Here is an 18,153-nt window from a genome sequence, read left to right as displayed (position 1 = left end):
TTCCGAATTGATAGGGTCGTAAAAAGTCCATCCGAAGTCATCAATATTCATACGGGTTCCTGCCGGTTATTGAGTCAAGCGGGGCAGGAGATCCCTGATGACCGGCCTTTCCTGAAGATAGGGTTCAAAAATGACCTTTCCCATTGCCGGTTCCACCGTTCCGTCGAAGATCGAGGAAACGATGTCACTTCGATTTACCGACCCCCACCAGTTACCGGACATGGGAAGGTCCTCGACCTGCATGTCACCTAGTTTAACGTTGTAGCTCGAGTTGTCCTCAAAGATATTATTCCTGAACTCCGTCAATCCCCGGCACTTGACCACGGCAAATACACCGACCCGGTTGCCCGAGATAACGTTTCCGACGATCTTAGCCCCCGCGCCCCGTTCTTCGAACCGTATCCCATTGTCGTTCTGAACGATGTAGGAATCCTCAAGGATCACCGGCGCGGTGGAAAACCTGAACCCGTCGATGTTATGACGGAAAACGATTCCCCTGAAGCTCCCCCGGGTATAGTGTATCTGGACCCCGCTGAAGGCGTATTCGAAAACCGCGTTTGAGACCTCCGCGCCGTGGGCATGGTTGATCATGACGTATTTCCAGTCAGCCGGGGCGGGGTCCGTGGAAGCGGACGTGAAGATGACGGGCCTTTTTATGGTCCCATTCACCCGTATGCTGCCTTCCACCCGTATCTCCCCATCGCCGATGCCGTCACCGTCATCGTCGCGGCGGATAAACCTTACCGTGGTCCCCGGATCGATTTCCAGTCGCCCGGAATCGCGAACGACGACCACGCCATTTATCACCACATCACCGGACCAACGCACCGAACCCTCTATGATCCTTATCGATGGGGGCAAAACAGCCCCAAAAGCGTGCGGCGCACCATACTCAACGGCCGCAAGAACTACACCGAGCAGTGGAAAGAGCAGGCTGATCACCCTTCGTGTCATGGCGCAAGGACCCTCCTGACGGAAATATTCAATCCTTCCATGAACTCGCCCCTTTCGAGGGTAATGGAATGCTCGAAATTTCCCTCGTAGAACCCGAAGTACTCCCCCGGTTTCGGAGAGTCTCCGAAACCCGCCCTGGCACCAACGTAATAGGTACCGGGCCGGGGAAGGAAGATTTTATATCTCCCTTCTCTATCGGTCAGGGATGATATGGCATCAGGCCTGTGGTGCTCCATACCCGGGTCAAGATAGGCGAACACGTGAACCCCGGGGACAGGATGACCGGTCCTGTCCGTTACCAGCCCGGTGAAACCTGACTCCTGCCCCTCAAGGCCCATGGCGTGGATGTCCCAATCACGCTTTTTTTCCGTAAGGGGAAGGGGGATGGTAACCGACTCCCCTCCCCTCACCTCCACGGGGTTATAGCGATAGTACGCAAAAAGATCACCCTTGGCCATGGGTCCTACGGTCCTTCCTGAAGCCCGGCGGCGGGCCACCAGATAGTAGCGGGATTCCGGGACAAGATCGAGGACGAACGTGCCATCCGGTCCTGTGGGAACCGACCGGATGAAGGACACCCCCCTGAAGCTGTCCGCGTCATCAAGGTAAAGGAAGATGGAAACACCTCCGGTCGCCGTGCCTTTCCACGTTACCAGCCCCTTGACCTGACCCTCCAGGCCCCCTTCCGGAAGTTTCTCATATCCCGGACGCTCCCATTGGAGAAGCTCAAACCCGATCCACAGCTCCGACCCCTTTGCGACAACAACGGGGTTCTGGCCGCAGAAGGACCAGAGGTCCCCTGAGTGGGCCGCCAGGAAGTACCTTCCCGGAGGCAGTTCTATGGTGTAGCGGCCGTCGGGATCACTGGGCCCGGAGATGCTCACCGGTTCCCCCTGCAGACCCGCGCTGGAATACGCCGAGACGAACCCACCGGATACGGGTACACCGCCGCTGACGAGACGTCCCTTGATGGCCAGTGCCCACCCGGGCGCCGTCAACAGACAGGTCAACGACAGACAGAGGACAAAAACCCTCAAAAAAGCGCCCCTCTCATGGGACATGGAGTTCCCCTCTTTTCCCCTTCCAGCCGGAGAGCCCCGTTCCTGCACCCCTGGCCCCAAGCCATGGGGCGTAGAAAATCTTGTCTATCCTGTATTTCTGCTTCCCAAACCCCTCATAGGTAACCTCGGGCAGATCGTAGCCGTCATACAGCGTCGAGATGTCCGCATGGGGCCCCTTCGCCTTCATCTCGTCCAGGGTAGCTGAGCCCCAGCTGTTCGCCGTAGCATCCACGCCATCCGGAAACTCCACGGGGGCCTCCACAATCTTGGGATTTCGGCTTCCAAACTTCGCCGCGGTACGTATTACGTACTCCTTGGACCCCGCGCTCGATTCCCAATGGGACGACTGGAATCTGCCGAGCTTGATATGGGTCCGGTTGCGGTCCAGAAAGTTGTTTCTGAGAAGCGGATAGGACGAAAAATCCAGAAAAATCCCCACCTCCGATCGGGAGATGACGTTATCCCGGATTTCCGACGCGTTCTTCTTGCTAAGATGAATGGCTTCCTTCATCTCCTTCACAACGTTATTTGTAATAGTGGGCGAGGAGAACTGGTTTGCGAAAACTCCAAAGCGGCCACCCCTCATCATGTTGTTGATAATCCTGGGGGATGAGAAGGACACGGCCAGGATCGCGGCCTCCGTATTGTCCTCGAAAAGGTTTCTCTCCACCATGGTATCCGGCCCATTCTGGTAGAACCGTACACCGATCCTGTTTCCCTCAAAGAGATTACCCCGTATGCCCTCCGGATATCTCTGGTAAACCTGGACCCCGATGCCGTTTCCCTCAAACCGGTTTGAGGTGATAACGGGCAATCCCCCGGAGGCGATTGCCACACCGACATCATTCTTTTTAAACAGGGATCGGTTAATGGTCGCCCTGGATTTCAGTTCCACCGCGATACCTGTGCTGTTGCCGATGAAACCAACGTCATCGACCACCGTGCCGCCTTCCCTGACCAGGTGCAGGCCTTTTCCGCAATCCGTCACGGTGGAATGGGATATTTCGACATTGGCCGCCGTTACACTGATACCCGTCATCGCTCTGGAAAGGTCCAGCCCCGTTATCTTCCCTCCGCTGCCGGCGAGGAAGCTGATACCTTTCCATCGACCATCCCCATCCCGTCCTATCACCACCCTCTCATGGTCGCTGCCCTTTATATAGAGCTTGCCCTGTACGTTCAGCGCCGATCCCTCCTCCGCCGTGATTCGGCAGCCCCTCTCCAGGATAAGGGTCCCATCCTTCTCCACGAGCGTTTCCCCGACCAGAGAATTTTCACCCTTAAGGGTGATCTCACCCGACACCCTCAAGGGGAGGGACGCCGCAAGTATCGTCCCCGGCGGGACCGCCCATATGAGAACCAGCCAGATGGAGAGGAGGATTCTGTTCATGGCCCTTTTCCCACCGTCAGGATGATCTCCTCACCAGGACCTGAAACCCCGACCATAACCGCCGCCCCGTCCTTGTACAGGCCATGGTACTCATCGGAAGCCGCAGGACCACCGAATCTCTGCCTCGCCACCAGGCTGTAGGCGCCGACCTCGGGAATGGGCAGGCTGAACCGTCCATTCGGGCCGCTGGGATCCGAAAAGAATATCGGGCGACCTTTGACCTTCTCAGGCCGGTAGGCGAAAACCCGAACACCTTCGATGGGATTCCCATTCCCATCCACTATCCGCCCCTCGACCATAGGAAGCGCGCTCCCCCCCTCATCAAGCTGGCTGATTCTCGTGACGGTTTCAATGGACAGGCGGACCGATTCCCCCTCTCCCACCACTACCGGGTTGCCGGGGTAGTAGTTGAAGTAGTCTCCAATATCAACGGGGCCGTACATTCCGCCCCTGGCCCTCTTTCTGGCGATGATGAAGTATTCACCCGGGGTAACGGATACTCTGAAACGGCCCCCGCTTCCCACAGGAAGGGTGGATATCCCCGGCCCCCGAAAACCGTCGGAGGCATCCTTGTAAAGATAGAGGTAAAGTTTTTCCAAAGGTTCCCCCCTGTAGGTGACCGATCCTTTTATGGTGGACCTCTCGGCTTTTTCCCTCACCTCAGGTAGGTATTTAACGAGGTTGAATCCAACCGGGACCCAGCCTCCCCTCGGAACCACCACAGGGCTGCCGCTGTAGTAACAGTAGTAATCTCCGGACGAAGGCCGGCCGTCACCGCCGCCTTTATACTCCCGGGCAACGAAGGTGTATCGCCCCGGTTCAAGGGGGAGCCGGTAGGTGCCATCGGTAGCCGTTGGTTCGGAACGGGCGACCTCACCGGTCAGGTAACCGGATTTCCCGTCCCGGTAGGCCCAGACCACCACCCCCGGCACCAACTCCCCTCGCCACGCGGCCCGCCCATAGACCCCGGCGGCGTCCTCGGCCCGGCAGTTCCTGGGCATGGACATCAGCAACAGAAGGGCGGCAAAGCACAAAACAGGCAGTCCAATAAAACGCACCCTTACCAGACCTCCCTTACTACGATGTCATAACTTGGGAGCTGACGGCCGGATCCAAGTTCCACGGGTTTAATTCCGGATGCGTCGTAGGCTCCCATGAGTTCCCCCGGCTCCACGGGCCCCCCGAACCTGCTCCTCGCTCCCAGGTAGTAAAGACCCGGTCTCTGCACGGCAACGTTGAAAAGGCCGTCGGGGCCGGTGGGAGCGGAGATGGCCGTCGGTTTGCCCACCATTTTGCGATCGCTGTACAGGAAGGCATAAACACCCTCCACGGAACTGCCATCTTCATCCGTGACCCGGCCATGGATTGTGATGCCGCCCTCGCCTGCCGCCCAGTGGTATTTTTCCCATGCTTTCTGATCCACATCCCTGAGTACGATGGTTCCCAGATCGGTGGTCTCCTGACCAACCTCCACGGGATTTTCCGGATACTCCCCAACCTTGTCCTCCCTCTGGATGGTTCCCATTCCATCCCCACCTTCAGTAAACCGGACCTTGATGGAATAAAGTCCCGGAAGGACCCTGGTGTTGAAAACACCGTTCTCGCCGGTCCTGACCCTCGACAGGTAGTTTGGACCCCTTTCCAGCCTGCCGGGGTAAAGATATACGTAGGCACCGCCTTTTGGTTTGCCTAGGTACATGATCCTCCCGGTGACATCCGTCCCTTCCGGGATCAGGCCGCCGGTCTTGCCGCGATCGCCCATGTCGATAGTGATCGCGATGGTCCGGTCGGGAACAACCGGGATGGGATCGGCCCCGCTGGTGCCGTAGAGCATACCCGCAGCCCCCCCGCCGTTGGGCCTCTTCCTGGCGGTCAGGTAATATTCACCGGGGGGCAGCGGGATGATGAAGACGCCTCCCTCACCGCTGATGGCGGATGCCATCGGCTTGGCGGCATTATCCGGTGGGGTGCTGAAGACCTCCAGGTAGGCGCCGGCCATCGCGGCGCCATCATACCGGACAATTCCCTCGATACCGATCTGACCGGCGTACCCGGGGAAGGCCGAGAGGAAAAACACGGTCATGGAGATGAATATGGAGGAAATAGAAAATCGCATAAAAAACGGGGGGGGCACGCCCCCCCGCCCCCTCAGCACGGATGTACGCTGCTGGTCCCCACCAGGCGGGGCCTGATATAACGAACCTTTCTCATGACAATACCTCCTTTCGTGCTCCGTTCCCCAACCGACCCACATGGAGCAGAAGAGGAACCGTAAGGGCATAGGAAAAAGCGCCAAGACCAAGGGCCGCGAAATACCCGAAGTTCATGGCCACTATCAACGATCCGATTGATCCCAGAACCGATGTGGCTCCATTAATAGCCCACGCCCAGGGAATCATGCCGGGGGCGTTTTTGGAAAGTTCCGCCAGACCGATGGGCATGAACCACCCCATCAGAAAACCTGACGGGGCCAAAAGCAGGGCAACCAGACAGATCCTCCCCAATAAACCGGCTTCCATGGCGGGGCTGAGAAACCCTGTCAATTTCCACGTGAAAATTAACAGCAAGATCAATGCCACAGGGAGGAGGGCATTGAGATGTTTTCCGCTCCCCCATAGACGGCCCGCGTAGAAACTCCCGAGGCTGGATGAAAAAAGAACGACGAAAAGGACCACCGTAAGGGAATAGGTGGGATTCCCCAGAAAAAGGACAAGCCGGTGCATCATGGTCAACTCGACGATCATATACCCCAGGCCGATACCGCCAAAGAACAGGGCAATCCTGACCACGGGGCCCCTCTCGCCTCTGCGCCTTCGGGCCTTACCCCCTATGGCAGGGAGAAGGAGGAGGAGGACGATGAGGAAGGAGAAGATAAAAAAGAGGGTCCTGAGTACTATTACATGCCGCTCCCCGGTCTCTCGGGGATGAAAAAAAAGGTTGAAAAACCGCCCTTTAGGTACGTTATTGTAAAAAAACGGCCGGTCGTCGCTGGGCGGCGAGATGTCGAAACGCCCTTTTGACACGTCCAGGCCCCTGATGACACGGGTGAACCTGTTGTCCAAATCCATCCCGGGCATAGCCTCAATTATAAAGGAACGGTCCCTGGCTATCTCCCTGAGCCTTTTCAGGTCCGCCCCGGTGAATCCTCCCTTTGCAACCAGGACATTGGCCAGGCCCCTCTCCCTGAGAACAGCGATGCCGGTCCCGGGGTCGGCTGTTCCTTCATCGATGAGAAGATCCCTGGCAAGAGAGACCAGGCGCAGCGCACGAAGGCCAAAGACGGTTCGGGAAAAAGACAGAATTCCGTCATCAGAGAGATGCTCCCAGTACTCCCTGAACGCCTCCTTGGTATACAGGAAGTTGGCGCTCAGGCTGAAGGCCCCCGCGGAGGGGGCGATCTCGCCGAAAACAGAGGAGGCCTGAATGACATCGTATCGTTTTTTGGACCTGGCGAGCTGGTACCTGCCTTCCCCCGTAATGAGCTTGACACCGGGCAGCGAATAGGGTTTACCCGAAAATTGTGGGAATCCTTTCTCCACCGCCTCTACAATAAGGGGGTTGAGTTCAACCGCTGTCACCTCCCGGGCCCGGTTTCCGAGGGCGGCCAGGATGTCCCTTCCTCCTCCCGGTCCGATTATCATGGCATCGGCTCCAGGCCGCAGGAGGTAAGGGAGTGATATGATATGGTACGGGGCCCATGCGGGTGACGTGCTCCGGTCCCTGTTTTCGATAATGGGTGTGTATCCAGCATCATCAATGAGCATGCCCATGTTCCCCGGAAACGGCCCGGGAAAACGCCGGCTGATTCCCCATGCCTGTTCGGCCTCCCAACGGCTCAATGGGTAGGCCACGACCCTCGAAAGGGCATTCCACCGGTAGTAACGGATGTCCGGCTCATACTGCCCCCTGGCGAACTGAAGTCGAACCAGCCTGTCTGTGGGGCCGTTTATCACGGCCACTGTCAGAATGACCAGAGCAACCGCGAAGATAATGGACCGCCGACGGCCTCTCGAAAGCAGGGCGGCCCCCATCGCCAGGAGGCCGCCCGAAACGGCCAGGAGTGACGGTGCCCCCAACAGCTTGAGGCCCGGGACAAAGATCAGGCAGCCGACGGCCGCCCCAGCCAGGTCCGCCCCGTAAAGACGGCCCATTTCGTTTTCGGATGACCGGAAAAAGAGGCCGGCCAAGGCCATCCCCGCCATGGTAAAGGGGAGGAGAATGGAGACGTACAGAACCGTCAGGGACAGCAGGACGGCCGCGTCGGGACCGGGAGGTCCGTTTCGGAACGGCTGATAAAACGGTTGATGGAAGAAGCTCAGCAGCGGGAAAAGAACAGATGGCTTCACCCTCGAAAGCCAGAGAAGCATGAACGGCACAATTGCCCCGGCCGCAGCGAGGAAAAGCAGTGGAGCCAAGGCGGCAGGAAATCCATCCTCAGGCACAAGAGAGGGTCTCAGGTGAACCAGCGTTCCCCCGAGGGCGAATCCGAACAGGGCTACCGCAACAGATAGCGAGGCGAAATGGTACCACATCAGGACCGAGAAGATCCGGGTCAAGGTGAGTTCCAGGAGAATCACCCCCAGCCCCGTGAGGAAGACGGCGGACGCGAGGTTCCGGAATCGGATCACGGCCTCCACCCCCATGGTTTCTCACTGATCTTCCAGTCCAACGCTCGGACTACACCATCCCTTGCGGCCCACACCATTCGCCGAGTAGGGCCGTCCGTGATCAATGGCGGCGAATGAACGGCGCCGGCGGCCTTCAGGGTCGCCGTCAGTGCCCCGGTGACTGGATTGATGGCGATAAGCCGGCCGTCCTCGGTCCCCGCCCATAACATCTCCCCGCCGCCGAGGGCGTGTACCGCCGACCCCAGCGCCGTTCGCCATATCAGTGCTCCGTTCCCATCGAACTGGGAGACCGCTCCGGAACCGTCTCCCACAGCCAACCGACCGGTACCTGAGAAAATTGGGGAGGCGTAGGTTCCCACTCCCGGAAGTTTCCTACGCCATAGGATCCGGCCGCCGCGAACCCTGGCGAGCAGTCCGTCCCTTGTTACCACCGCAAGATTCCCCTCCTCGAATACGGCTGGAGTGGTGCGAACCGGGCTGCCCAATTCCACCCTCCTTATTACATCTCCCTTCCTGCCGATTTCATAGAGGCCGCCTCCGTCGGTTCCCACCCACAGTTCACGGCCGTCAAAGGCCGGTCTGGCCCTGATGGCTCCGTCAAGGGAGATTTTCCAGCGCCACCGCATCTGTCCGGGATCCACGGTTCCGAACTCCCCGTTCCATAGCCCCAGGACCACGTCACCGCCCAGGACGAGGGGCGATGCCTGCTGATGATCGTCGGCCATGCCGGCCTTCCAGCCAAGGGACCCCGTGACAGCACCTTTTGCATCCACCAAATAGATACGATGGTCCCAGGCCGGGAAAAGGAATCCGCCGCCGACAGGGACCGGAGTCCCATCCACCACGTCTCCAACACTCGTGCGTGCCAGCACTTCCCCGGTGCCGGCCGCGAGCTGAAACAGGTCCCCCCCCCACGTTGCAACGGCGATCCTCCCGCCCCCTGATGCCCTTACAGGCGCGGCATCTACGAAAGAGCCCAAATTCCGCTCCCAGACGGGTGTAATGTCGATCTTAAGGACACGGGGCCCGAAATAGGAAAGCGGGTGGGTCCGCTTTTGCACCGATGGCAAGATCTGGTCTCTTCCAAGGATGGTCAGCGGATGGCCGTCGTCCCTGACGTTCCCGTCCAGGGCTGGGGGTGAGCCGTTGAAGAAATCCCCGAAACGCAGGTCGGAGACCTCGTTTTTCGAAAAGAGATTATTGCCGATATATGTGCCTTTCGCCTTCTCGAAAACAAAAATGCCATGCCGATTGCCGGTGATCTCGTTTCCCGTTATGAAGAGTCTGGAATCACGAAAGTTGATGCCCTTTCCCAGGTTCCCTTCGAAACGGTTGTGAAGGACGAAGAATCGACAGTTCCCGAACCTGGTCGCGTCCATGTTGTTCAGCAGAATGGAGTTGGCCAGAACCCCCGAACTGAAGTGGGCGTGAAAGCCGTACCTGGAATACTGCAGAACACAGTATTCCAGGACCACTCCCTCGGCCCGGTCCACCCTGAGTTCAAGCCAGTCCCCCGGCTGCGGATCATCCCCGGCGCTGGTGAAAATAATGGGGTCATGGGGGGTTCCGCGAGCTACCAGGCCTCCCTCCACCACAAGGCGGGAATCAAGAACACCATCACCGTCCTCATCGACGGCCGCAAAGAGAATCCGTGTGCCTGGGCGGATGGTGAGAACAGCGCCGGGCATAACCCGGGTTTCCCCCGAAATGGTCACCGTCCCTGACCAGGTAGTGTCGGTGTGAATCTTCGCCGGCAGGAAGGGCCCCGGCAGTGCCCACGCTATTTCTGCGCTCCCCCCGGCGACGCACCCGGCAAGCAGCAGGAGGGTCAGCTGAAGACAAAGCCGCCTGGCCGCGGAAACTCCTGAAAAACCGGCCCTCGCCATTTTTCGGGATGGGGGAGGGTTCCTAATCACCATACCTCCCTGACCGGGATATCCATCCCTGTTTGATGATCACCCCAATTTATGCGGACAGCGTGATCCTCAGACCCGGCGTAATATCCCATCAGTTCCCCGGTCTCGGGAGGCCCTCCAATTTTTGACCGCCCCGCCAGGTAAAAAGTCCCCGTCTTTGACGCCTCCAGCCGATACCTGCCCTTGTCGTCGGTGGGAGATGAGATAAAGTCCGGCCGCCCGATCATAGCACTCTTCGCATAAAGACATGCCCGAACACCCGGCACCGGGTCACCGGCCTCGTTGGTGACAACCCCCTCGAGGATGATAGGCTCCCCAAGTGAAAGGGATCCCTCGCCGCGGGGCCTGTTGACTGCAGTCAGTTCGAGATTCACCACCATTTCCTCCCCCTGGCGGAGGGTAACAGGGTTGTGGGCGTAATAGGTCGTTTGATCCCCCTTCAGCAGCGGTCCCACATAACCCTGTCCCGTCCGTCTTTTCCTGGCCATGAGGAAATAGGTGCCCGGCGGGATCTTCAGCACGTAATGGCCCTCTGCATCGGACGGGACGCTCAAATCGTACGGGGGACCGCGAAAACCCTCCATGGAATCGAGATAGACCGCAACGACAGCCCCTTCGACGGGGACGCCGTCACTGAACACCCAGCCCTGGATACCGGCTCCATCACGGACGCGGGGCGGAGGGGTGACGGGCGCAAAAAGGAGAAAAAGGGAATCCGCTATTTCACCGAAGACGTTCAGAGGATTACCTCCCCAATAGGCCCACAGCTTCCGACCGGACCGCGGATCATCGCCGGCGGCGGTCAGATAATACACCCCTGCATCGAGGGACATTTCAAAGGTCCCATCCCCATGAACCCGAACGGTGGTGACTTCCCCGAGAGGCGTGTCCTTTGCCGCCCTCACCACCCCGTCCGACAGAGGATGGCCGGCAAATCGGACTGCGCCGGACAGGGTATGGGTTTCACTATTTCGCCGTTCCCCGGACCCCGCGCACCCGTAGAGGAGAAATGTCAGGATGAAAAGAGAAAAAACCGTATGCCGACAGAATATTTTCAACCGATCTTATCTCCGGACATAGAAAAGGCTGTTATCGATGGTCTCGACAACAGCCTTGCAATTTTCATGTCCGCCGGTGGAAATTCCTGGGATTTGAAACCTGGAATCTGAAATTCTCCTTTCAGTTTCCCTCGACGATGGTTACGCTCTGCCCATTCCGGTACACACCTGACATGGAAATACCGCTGGGGAACCGGACATCGACCTTATAGGTCCCGGGTCCGGGCAGCCCGAAGTGCAGTTCCAGGGGCGGCTGAGAACAGAATCCGGATAGCGTCCTGACCTCCTGAAAGCCGACGAGCTGTCCATTCCTGGTCACCGTGACCCTGGCCCCCACGGCATCGGCGTTGCTGACAGTACCGACCAGGCGAATCTTCAGAAAATTAGAGTCGTTCTGTTCGTTCCGGTAGAGACGGTTGCTTGCACCCCAGTTGACAACGTAGAGGTCCAGGTCGCCATCGCCGTCGATGTCGGCAAAGGCGGTTCCCTTGGTCCGGACCGTCTCGTTCTTCAATATGGGAATCTCGTCGGCTATATCGGTGAAGACGCCTTTGCCGTTATTGAGGTACATCTTGTTGGCCAGTTTGCAATCTCCCTCGTACAGGTCCATGTCGCCATCGTTATCCACGTCGCCGAAGGACGGGCCCTTGCCCCATCCATTGTCGGCAAGGCCCGAGGATTCAGACACATCGGTGAAGTGGCCCGTACCGTCGTTGAGGTACATCTTGTTGGGACCGACATAGTTGGAAACGAACAGATCGAAATCGCCGTCGTTGTCGATATCGGCGAAAGCCGCGCCAAGGCCCCAATTACCGTCGGCCACGCCGGCCTCGCGAGAGACGTCACGGAAGGTCCCGTCACCGTTGTTGACATACAGGTGATTCGGCTCGCCGGCGGGGTATCGGCCGTTGACCACGTAGAGGTCCTGGAAGCCGTCGCCGTTGACATCGGCGAAAACGCCGCTCCAGCTCCAGCTTCGGTCCCCGACCCCGGCGGCCTCCGTGACGTCACTGAAGGTCCCATCACCGTTGTTATGGTAAAGAATATTGCGTGCCCCGACCCCATAGTCGGCCAGGTAAAGATCAAGATACCCGTCATTGTCCACATCCGCGAAAGCGGCGGAGTAGGTGAACTCCTTGGAACCGACACCTGCCTGATCGGTTACATCCACAAATCGACCGTTATCGTTTCTAAGAAGGCGGTTCGCCTCGATTTCGTACCGGCCGCCTTTGACCACGTATAGATCCTCATCTCCGTCGTTGTCGAAATCCCCGAAACACGATCCCATGGACATCCCCGGATCGTCGAGACGGTCCCCCGCGGTCTGGGAAATCTTCACAAAGACCCCGTTGCCGTCATTGCGGTAGAGCACATTTTCCCCGCCCTTGTTGGATACGTAGAGATCGTAGTCGCCGTCGTTGTCGATATCGGCGAAGGCGACACCCTTCCCGTGTCCACGATCCCCAACCCCGGCCATATCGGTGATGTCGGTAAAATCAAGTGCCGATGCAGCAAGGGGAAGGAACAGAAGGATTGCGGCGGCAATGGCAATCACCGAGATAACAAAGATTGACCTCTCTCCCCGTTTCATGGGCATCCTCCCTTAAGTTAACATCTCGTATTGAGTAAAATTTACCACACAAGGCCCCCCATGGTCAAAAGAACCCACTCTGCGGGCCGGTTTCTCCTCTCAAAAAACTGTTCGATTCTGACAGGTATTTGTCAAAACCAGGTGTCCCTGGCAGAAAATCAACCTTAATTGCCGTCAAATAGTCAATCGGTAGATCTCTCCAGCGGCGATGGCGCCGAAAATACAGAGGCTCAGGTAGGTCATGAACACGCGACGGTGAAAGATCTTCCAGATTACCACCAGCGCGGGGATGCTCGTTACCGGACCCGCTACCAGGAAAGTTACCGCCGCCCCTTTGTCCATCCCGAGATCCAAAAGCCCCCGCAGAACCGGCACCACCGGGATCTGGTGGGCAGGCAACGGCACCCCGAAAAACGCCGCCATGACCAGGGAAGAGAAATCGGATCGGCCGGCAAGAACACGGACAAACTCCATAGGGAGAAACATTTCCATCAACACCTCGATGGCAACGGCCATCAGAAGAAATTTACCTATAAAAAGGGACGTATCCTTGGCCCTGTCCAGGAAGAACAGCGCCTTGTTCTCCCTCTCTTTAACGACCATCGTCGGGATAGCGATATCGTTGGCGCAGGCGATATCGTATGCCGACAAATTACCATCTTCGCTGCCCTGGACCGGGGTCAATCGGATAACATCCTTTAAAAAATCAGTATGCTTTTCAAGCAGAAAGGCTACGGAACCGACCAGCGTTCCCATACCAATGGCGCTGACAAGTTTGGCCCATGCGAGGGACGGTCCCAGCCCCGCCCATGTAATGGTAAAGGCATCCGGGCTCATAAGAGGTGAGGTGGCGAGTAGGGCGAGCAACGGCGCCACCGGAACCCCTGAAACGGCCAGGGGGATAACCACCGGCAGCACTCCGCATGCACAAAGGGGGCTGAAAATCCCCAGAAAGACAGCCAGCGGGATGGTAGCTCTCCCGGAATTCTTCATGTATGCCCTGAGCCTCAGGTCCCAACGGTATGTCTTTATCAAGGCAGCGGCACCTACACCGATGATGAATGCCGGAAGCATCCTTAACAGGTCATGGGCAAAAAGGGAAAGCGCCTCGGGGATATAGTTCATCAATGGCTTCTCTACCCTTCAGGAAAACGGGAAAGGCGGCCCATGCCGCTGATTGTCTCAAGGGTAAACAGGTCCCGGATGTCGCCGGTCATGATCCGTTCTCCCAGGAGGGTCTGAAGAACGTTTCCCCTCGCGGAACGGGCTCCCATCATGGTTTCCTCCAGAGGGGTGACAAGTACGGCGGAATCATGTCCTTCCCGGGTCAATGTCAGGGAAAAATCGGTCCCGCGAAGGAGTACCAGGTTCCCGTTTCCCAACGTACAGCCGGTAAAGGCCTGAACCCCGTCGATGGAACAACCGTAACCACGAAAAAATCCGAAGGGAAGGGTCCTCTCACCGCCGAGTTTTTCCAGGGCGGCCGCTGCGGCCTTCCCCAGCCTCGCGCCCACGAGAACCATGGAACATACATGCCCATGGAACCTCATGATGAGGCTGAGGTCATCTTCAGAAAGAGTAGTGATGGGGACAGTCATCGCGGAAGATCTCAAGATATTTCTCGGTCATATCCGGGGTCAGCCACGGCTCGATCCGGTCCGCTGCCGCCAGGAAATCCATCATGGCGACATTACCCGAATCCCTTTCAACCGCGTTAAGGACCGCCCTCTTGCAGAGGTTCTCGATATCCCACCCGACGAACCCTTCCGTCCGCCGGGCCAGTTCTTCAAGATCAAGAGGCCCTTCCAAGGTGGGGATCCGGTCAACGTAGATCTTCAGCATTCCCTCCCGGTCCTCCCGGGAGGGCGGCGGAACGAAGACCTTCCTGTTGAACCGTTTTTTCTCCTTGATGATTGCCTGGTCCACCACATCAATACGATACGCAGAGCCCACAAGCATGATATCCTCACGTTCCTGGATATGATCGATCTGGTGGATGAAAACCTCGGTCAGTTCCCTGTCGGCGAATGTGGGCGGTTTACCCCTGAAATTACCCGCACCCCATTGGTAGTCGGCCCCAGCCCTGGGCGCCAGCCATTCCGTATCCGAGATGTACAGAACGCATGGAGCTTCGTGCCCGGCATCCTCGAACGCACGCTCCATTTCCCTTGGTTTACCGAGCATCTCCTGGCCGGAGATGTACACATAAGAGGCGCCGGCATCCCTGGCGGCGGCCTCAGCCAGCATTGTTATGCCTACACCCAAGGGACCCCAGATCAGCACGCCGGCAGGGATGGTCAGCCGGTGTTTCTTGAGCAGATCCCTCTTTTTCAGGGGGAGGCTGACCATCTCACGGACAATCCTCTTGCATCGGTCCAACCCGCCTATATCATCCCAGCCCAAGGTGGGTTCTTTGACCTCGTAGTAGATGCGGTTGAGTTTTCGATGCAATCCCTTAGGCTCCCTTCTTTACCGTAAGTCCAGGGTCTGGAGTCCAGGGTCCAGAGTCCAGAGTACTTCGATACTTCAAAACACCGCGTTGAAACCAACGGATAAAAGCACTTTCCGTGCCAACCTTGATGACTTTTTACAAAGTCATCAAGGCGCCCACTAAGGGGCGCCCAAATCGAAGATTTGTGAGGAAAGTGGAAATGACATTTTTCGCTTTCCGTGGAGTAAAAAGCCATGAATGGATTTTTTACGACCCTACCAAAGATGATGACTTCGTAAGAAATCATCATCGCGCCCACTAAGGGGCGCCCAAATCGAAGATTTGCGAGGAAAGTGAAAATGACATTTTTCGCTTTCCATGGAGTAAAAAGCCATGAAAGGACTTTTTACGACCCTACCAATATGGATACTTTCGAAAAAATCAACCGGTCGATCTCCCCAGGAAGATCCTCCTCCCTCCAGTCCTCCGAAGCATCCTCCAAAATTTCCCTCCCCCATTGTATCAGGGGTTTCTCAAGGGCCTCGGCGTACAGGAGGACAGGCCCTGACCCCATGCAGCCGCGGTCGCATAGGGCTGGTTGTTCCCATCGATCCTTGGTTCGACAATACAGCCACGGACACCCGGAGGCGATGGAGATCAACCTGAGATTACCGTGGAACGACAACGAGAACCCTTTGACATCAGGTACCGGCATCCAGTGCCTTGGGGCATCGATTTCCAGCCTGGAAACATCCATGTCCCCCAGGAACGACAGGAAAGGCCCATCGTAGAGGGGGCCCCATGCGAAATATCTTCTGGAATCCTCGTCCAGGTCCGGCCATGGATCAAATATTCCCGGTCCCCTGCGCAGCCTGAGGAGAAGTCTCCCGGCGGTGATTGTGCCCCTATTTCCCGGCGACAGCTCCGAAAGAACACCCCAATCGTTGACCACCACCTCGTCCCAACCCGCATTCAGGGCATCCCTGGCGGTTTGCAGCACCCTCTCCAGATCAGAGGGGGCCGCCACCGGGGTGACCAGCGAGCAGGGGAAAGAACCGCATGACATCCTTAACCGACCCAACTCACGGACAGGAGGAAGCAGGTGGGGACAGGACTCTGACCCGAAACGGAACCCGTGCCAGCCCTCGGCCCGAGGGGGCAGGCCGTGTTTTATGACATCTTCACCGGCGGAAAACAGATATCTGGCTCTCACGGCGTTTCCTTCATGTCGGGGAAATAACAGTTGTGGGCGCCGCAGGCGTGGCCATAAAGGGACCGGTATATCCCACGGCAACGTGCGTACCATTCTTCAGCAGGGCCCACTTCCTGCGCCGCCTCGATGGCTTCCGAAAGCGCCTTTATAAGTGCGGTCTTCCTGCCCGTGGGGGCCCCCCTTCCAACGATCTTGAAGGTTGAAACGCCGGACACGAGGAGTTCCGGGAGAGCACACAGACCGCACGCATCCCGCCGATCGGCGGTGCGGGCTCCATCCACCGAGGACCAGACGCCCTCCGAAGGCGAACCGCCGTCCGTACCGGTCACGCTGTAGGCCCATTCGCAGGGCCATCTGGCATCCGGACTGTCGTGCATGAAGGAGCATACTCCTTCTATATTGGGGCACTTACCCACGAGGAGGAACGTTTCGAAATCCACATCCGGGAAGTCTCGGATCAGCGATTCTATTTCCTCGATGCCAAGAAATCTGGGGAGGATAATACGCTCCGCTCCCAAAGAGAGGTAGAGCCTGACCGCCGAAGCGTTTGATGCCAAGGCCATGGTGCTTACGTGGATAGGAATTCGCATCCCATCTTGAGCTATCCGCGCCATCAGCCCGGGGTCGGCAACGATTACGGCGGACGCTCCGGCCTCCTGCGCAAATCGTATCAACTCCAGGACCGGCTCAAACTGCTCATCCATGTAAAAAGGGGCGTTTACCGTAAGGGCAAAGCGCCCCCCGACCTCCATGGCGAGGGCAATGATCCCGGCGAGCTCATGGGTTGAATCGATCTGGGCGCCGGAGAAAGTCCTCCGGTTGATGATAACGGTCCGCGGGTAGCGATTGCTCCATGACGCCGGAAGACACCCGCCGTACAGCCAGTGTGCGCCGGCATTCAAAAGATCCCCGGCCTCATGGATGTTGTCGACAGGCGCCAGAATTTCCGGCGTTTTCAACGTTGATAGGGTCGTAAAAAGTCCCTCCATGGCTTTTTACTCAACGGAAAGCGAAAAATGTCATTTCCGCTTTCCTCACAAATCTTCGATTTGAGCGCCCCTAAGTGGGCGCATTGATGACTTCTTACGAAGTCATCAATCTTTTCTCCTCTCCCGGTCCCAGAACAGCTCTTTCCGTCTGTCCCAGAAGGATGGATCGGGATCGGCATCCAGAACATCGCCGATCAGGATGATCCCCATGGATGGTTTGCCCGATTCAAAGCCGAAGATGTCGTCATCCCCCACAACATCGGCAATAGTGGCCATGGTGCCCCTGTAGACCTTTTCACCATCGAGCCCGACCCGATAGACGATAGCAACGGGAGTGCCGGGACCGAATCCCGGTGCCAGTTCCTCCATCAGCTGGGGCAGGGGCCTGTTGTTCATGTAAATGACCATCGTATCCGCGGATGACGCCAGCGTACCCAGCACAGTCCCGGTGGTGTCTCTACCGATCCTCTTGGGACTGGTCAGAACGACGGAATGGCTGACACGGGGCAGATCGAGGGTTCGCTTTACGACAGCGGCCGCGGCGTTAATAACACCGACGCCGGCGATGATCCTCGAACGATCCCCGAAATATTCCACGAGGGAGAAGAACGGCGAAAAGACGGTGAGATCCCCAGGTACCAGAAAACCAACCGATCCATTGTCCAGAGCAGTTTCCACCTCCTGCTTTATCTCGGAGAAAAGATAGTTGAACGGATTCTCAACGCGCTTCCCTGCAAGGTATTTCCGGAAGGTTTCGGGATAAGGGGAAAGGGCGAATACGAGCCGACAGTTCCCCAGGACCTCTAGCCCCTCGAGGGTCAAATATTTCGAATGCCCCGGGCCGGCGCCAATGAAGTAGACAGTGTTTTCCATTATCCCAACCTCCATATTCTTTACTCCCGTATTCCCTCACGCCCATACG

At 57.6% G+C, this 18,153-nt stretch carries 15 protein-coding genes; all 15 read right to left on the bottom strand.

Going from position 1 to position 18,153, the window contains the following annotated elements:
• Positions 1–66: 66 nt before the first annotated feature.
• Positions 67–954: a right-handed parallel beta-helix repeat-containing protein gene (locus GXP52_09590; GenBank protein NOY87532.1), complete on the bottom strand. Its 888-nt coding sequence runs from the start codon at positions 952–954 to the stop codon at positions 67–69.
• Positions 951–2,015, bottom strand: coding sequence for a carboxypeptidase regulatory-like domain-containing protein (locus GXP52_09585; GenBank protein NOY87531.1), 1,065 nt, complete (start codon positions 2,013–2,015; stop codon positions 951–953). Before GXP52_09585 ends, GXP52_09590 begins: the two co-directional genes overlap by 4 nt.
• Complete coding sequence (locus GXP52_09580; GenBank protein ID NOY87530.1) at positions 2,005–3,405, bottom strand: hypothetical protein; 1,401 nt, start codon at positions 3,403–3,405, stop codon at positions 2,005–2,007. Before GXP52_09580 ends, GXP52_09585 begins: the two co-directional genes overlap by 11 nt.
• Positions 3,402–4,463 (bottom strand): carboxypeptidase regulatory-like domain-containing protein, encoded by a 1,062-nt coding sequence (locus GXP52_09575; GenBank protein NOY87529.1) that lies wholly within the window; start codon positions 4,461–4,463, stop codon positions 3,402–3,404. The genes GXP52_09580 and GXP52_09575 overlap by 4 nt, the downstream gene beginning before the upstream one ends.
• Before the next feature lie 2 nt (positions 4,464–4,465).
• Positions 4,466–5,539 carry a carboxypeptidase regulatory-like domain-containing protein gene (locus GXP52_09570; GenBank protein NOY87528.1) on the bottom strand — a complete coding sequence of 358 codons (1,074 nt, stop codon included), beginning with the start codon at positions 5,537–5,539 and terminating at the stop codon, positions 4,466–4,468.
• A 73-nt stretch (positions 5,540–5,612) separates the two neighbouring features.
• Positions 5,613–8,033, bottom strand: coding sequence for a hypothetical protein (locus tag GXP52_09565; protein ID NOY87527.1), 2,421 nt, complete (start codon positions 8,031–8,033; stop codon positions 5,613–5,615).
• A complete protein-coding gene (locus tag GXP52_09560; GenBank protein ID NOY87526.1) occupies positions 8,030–9,952 on the bottom strand; it encodes a PQQ-binding-like beta-propeller repeat protein in 1,923 nt (640 codons plus the stop codon). Before GXP52_09560 ends, GXP52_09565 begins: the two co-directional genes overlap by 4 nt.
• A complete protein-coding gene (locus tag GXP52_09555) occupies positions 9,946–11,007 on the bottom strand; it encodes a hypothetical protein (GenBank protein NOY87525.1) in 1,062 nt (353 codons plus the stop codon). The genes GXP52_09560 and GXP52_09555 overlap by 7 nt, the downstream gene beginning before the upstream one ends.
• A 121-nt stretch (positions 11,008–11,128) precedes the next feature.
• A complete protein-coding gene (locus tag GXP52_09550) occupies positions 11,129–12,598 on the bottom strand; it encodes a CRTAC1 family protein (GenBank protein NOY87524.1) in 1,470 nt (489 codons plus the stop codon).
• A 174-nt stretch (positions 12,599–12,772) separates the two neighbouring features.
• On the bottom strand, positions 12,773–13,723 hold the full coding sequence (locus GXP52_09545) for a hypothetical protein (GenBank protein NOY87523.1): 951 nt from the start codon (positions 13,721–13,723) through the stop codon (positions 12,773–12,775).
• 11 nt (positions 13,724–13,734) lie between these two features.
• A complete protein-coding gene (locus tag GXP52_09540; protein NOY87522.1) occupies positions 13,735–14,196 on the bottom strand; it encodes a hypothetical protein in 462 nt (153 codons plus the stop codon).
• A complete protein-coding gene (locus tag GXP52_09535; protein NOY87521.1) occupies positions 14,168–15,049 on the bottom strand; it encodes an AAA family ATPase in 882 nt (293 codons plus the stop codon). Before GXP52_09535 ends, GXP52_09540 begins: the two co-directional genes overlap by 29 nt.
• 386 nt (positions 15,050–15,435) lie before the next feature.
• The gene (locus GXP52_09530; GenBank protein ID NOY87520.1) at positions 15,436–16,242 is read right to left on the bottom strand and encodes a hypothetical protein; all 807 of its coding nucleotides are present in this window, start codon (positions 16,240–16,242) and stop codon (positions 15,436–15,438) included.
• On the bottom strand, positions 16,239–17,231 hold the full coding sequence (locus GXP52_09525; GenBank protein ID NOY87519.1) for a U32 family peptidase: 993 nt from the start codon (positions 17,229–17,231) through the stop codon (positions 16,239–16,241). The genes GXP52_09530 and GXP52_09525 overlap by 4 nt, the downstream gene beginning before the upstream one ends.
• A 105-nt stretch (positions 17,232–17,336) precedes the next feature.
• On the bottom strand, positions 17,337–18,104 hold the full coding sequence (locus tag GXP52_09520; protein NOY87518.1) for a hypothetical protein: 768 nt from the start codon (positions 18,102–18,104) through the stop codon (positions 17,337–17,339).
• Positions 18,105–18,153: the final 49 nt, after the last annotated feature.

This window comes from Deltaproteobacteria bacterium (assembly GCA_013151915.1).
GTDB lineage: Bacteria > BMS3Abin14 > BMS3Abin14 > BMS3Abin14 > BMS3Abin14 > BMS3ABIN14.
Note: the sequence above shows the minus strand (reverse complement) of the source record. Positions and strands in the feature narration are given on the sequence as shown.

Excerpts from the sequence above, each read along its gene's own strand:
- GXP52_09590 (NOY87532.1), bottom strand. The coding sequence starts at position 954 with ATGACACGAAGGGTGATCAGCCTGCTCTTTCCACTGCTCGGTGTAGTT.
- GXP52_09585 (NOY87531.1), bottom strand. The coding sequence starts at position 2,015 with ATGTCCCATGAGAGGGGCGCTTTTTTGAGGGTTTTTGTCCTCTGTCTG.
- GXP52_09580 (NOY87530.1), bottom strand. The coding sequence starts at position 3,405 with ATGAACAGAATCCTCCTCTCCATCTGGCTGGTTCTCATATGGGCGGTC.
- GXP52_09560 (NOY87526.1), bottom strand. The coding sequence starts at position 9,952 with ATGGTGATTAGGAACCCTCCCCCATCCCGAAAAATGGCGAGGGCCGGT.
- GXP52_09550 (NOY87524.1), bottom strand. The coding sequence starts at position 12,598 with ATGAAACGGGGAGAGAGGTCAATCTTTGTTATCTCGGTGATTGCCATT.
- GXP52_09545 (NOY87523.1), bottom strand. The coding sequence starts at position 13,723 with ATGAACTATATCCCCGAGGCGCTTTCCCTTTTTGCCCATGACCTGTTA.
- GXP52_09540 (NOY87522.1), bottom strand. The coding sequence starts at position 14,196 with ATGACTGTCCCCATCACTACTCTTTCTGAAGATGACCTCAGCCTCATC.
- GXP52_09525 (NOY87519.1), bottom strand. The coding sequence starts at position 17,231 with ATGGAGGGACTTTTTACGACCCTATCAACGTTGAAAACGCCGGAAATT.
- GXP52_09520 (NOY87518.1), bottom strand. The coding sequence starts at position 18,104 with ATGGAAAACACTGTCTACTTCATTGGCGCCGGCCCGGGGCATTCGAAA.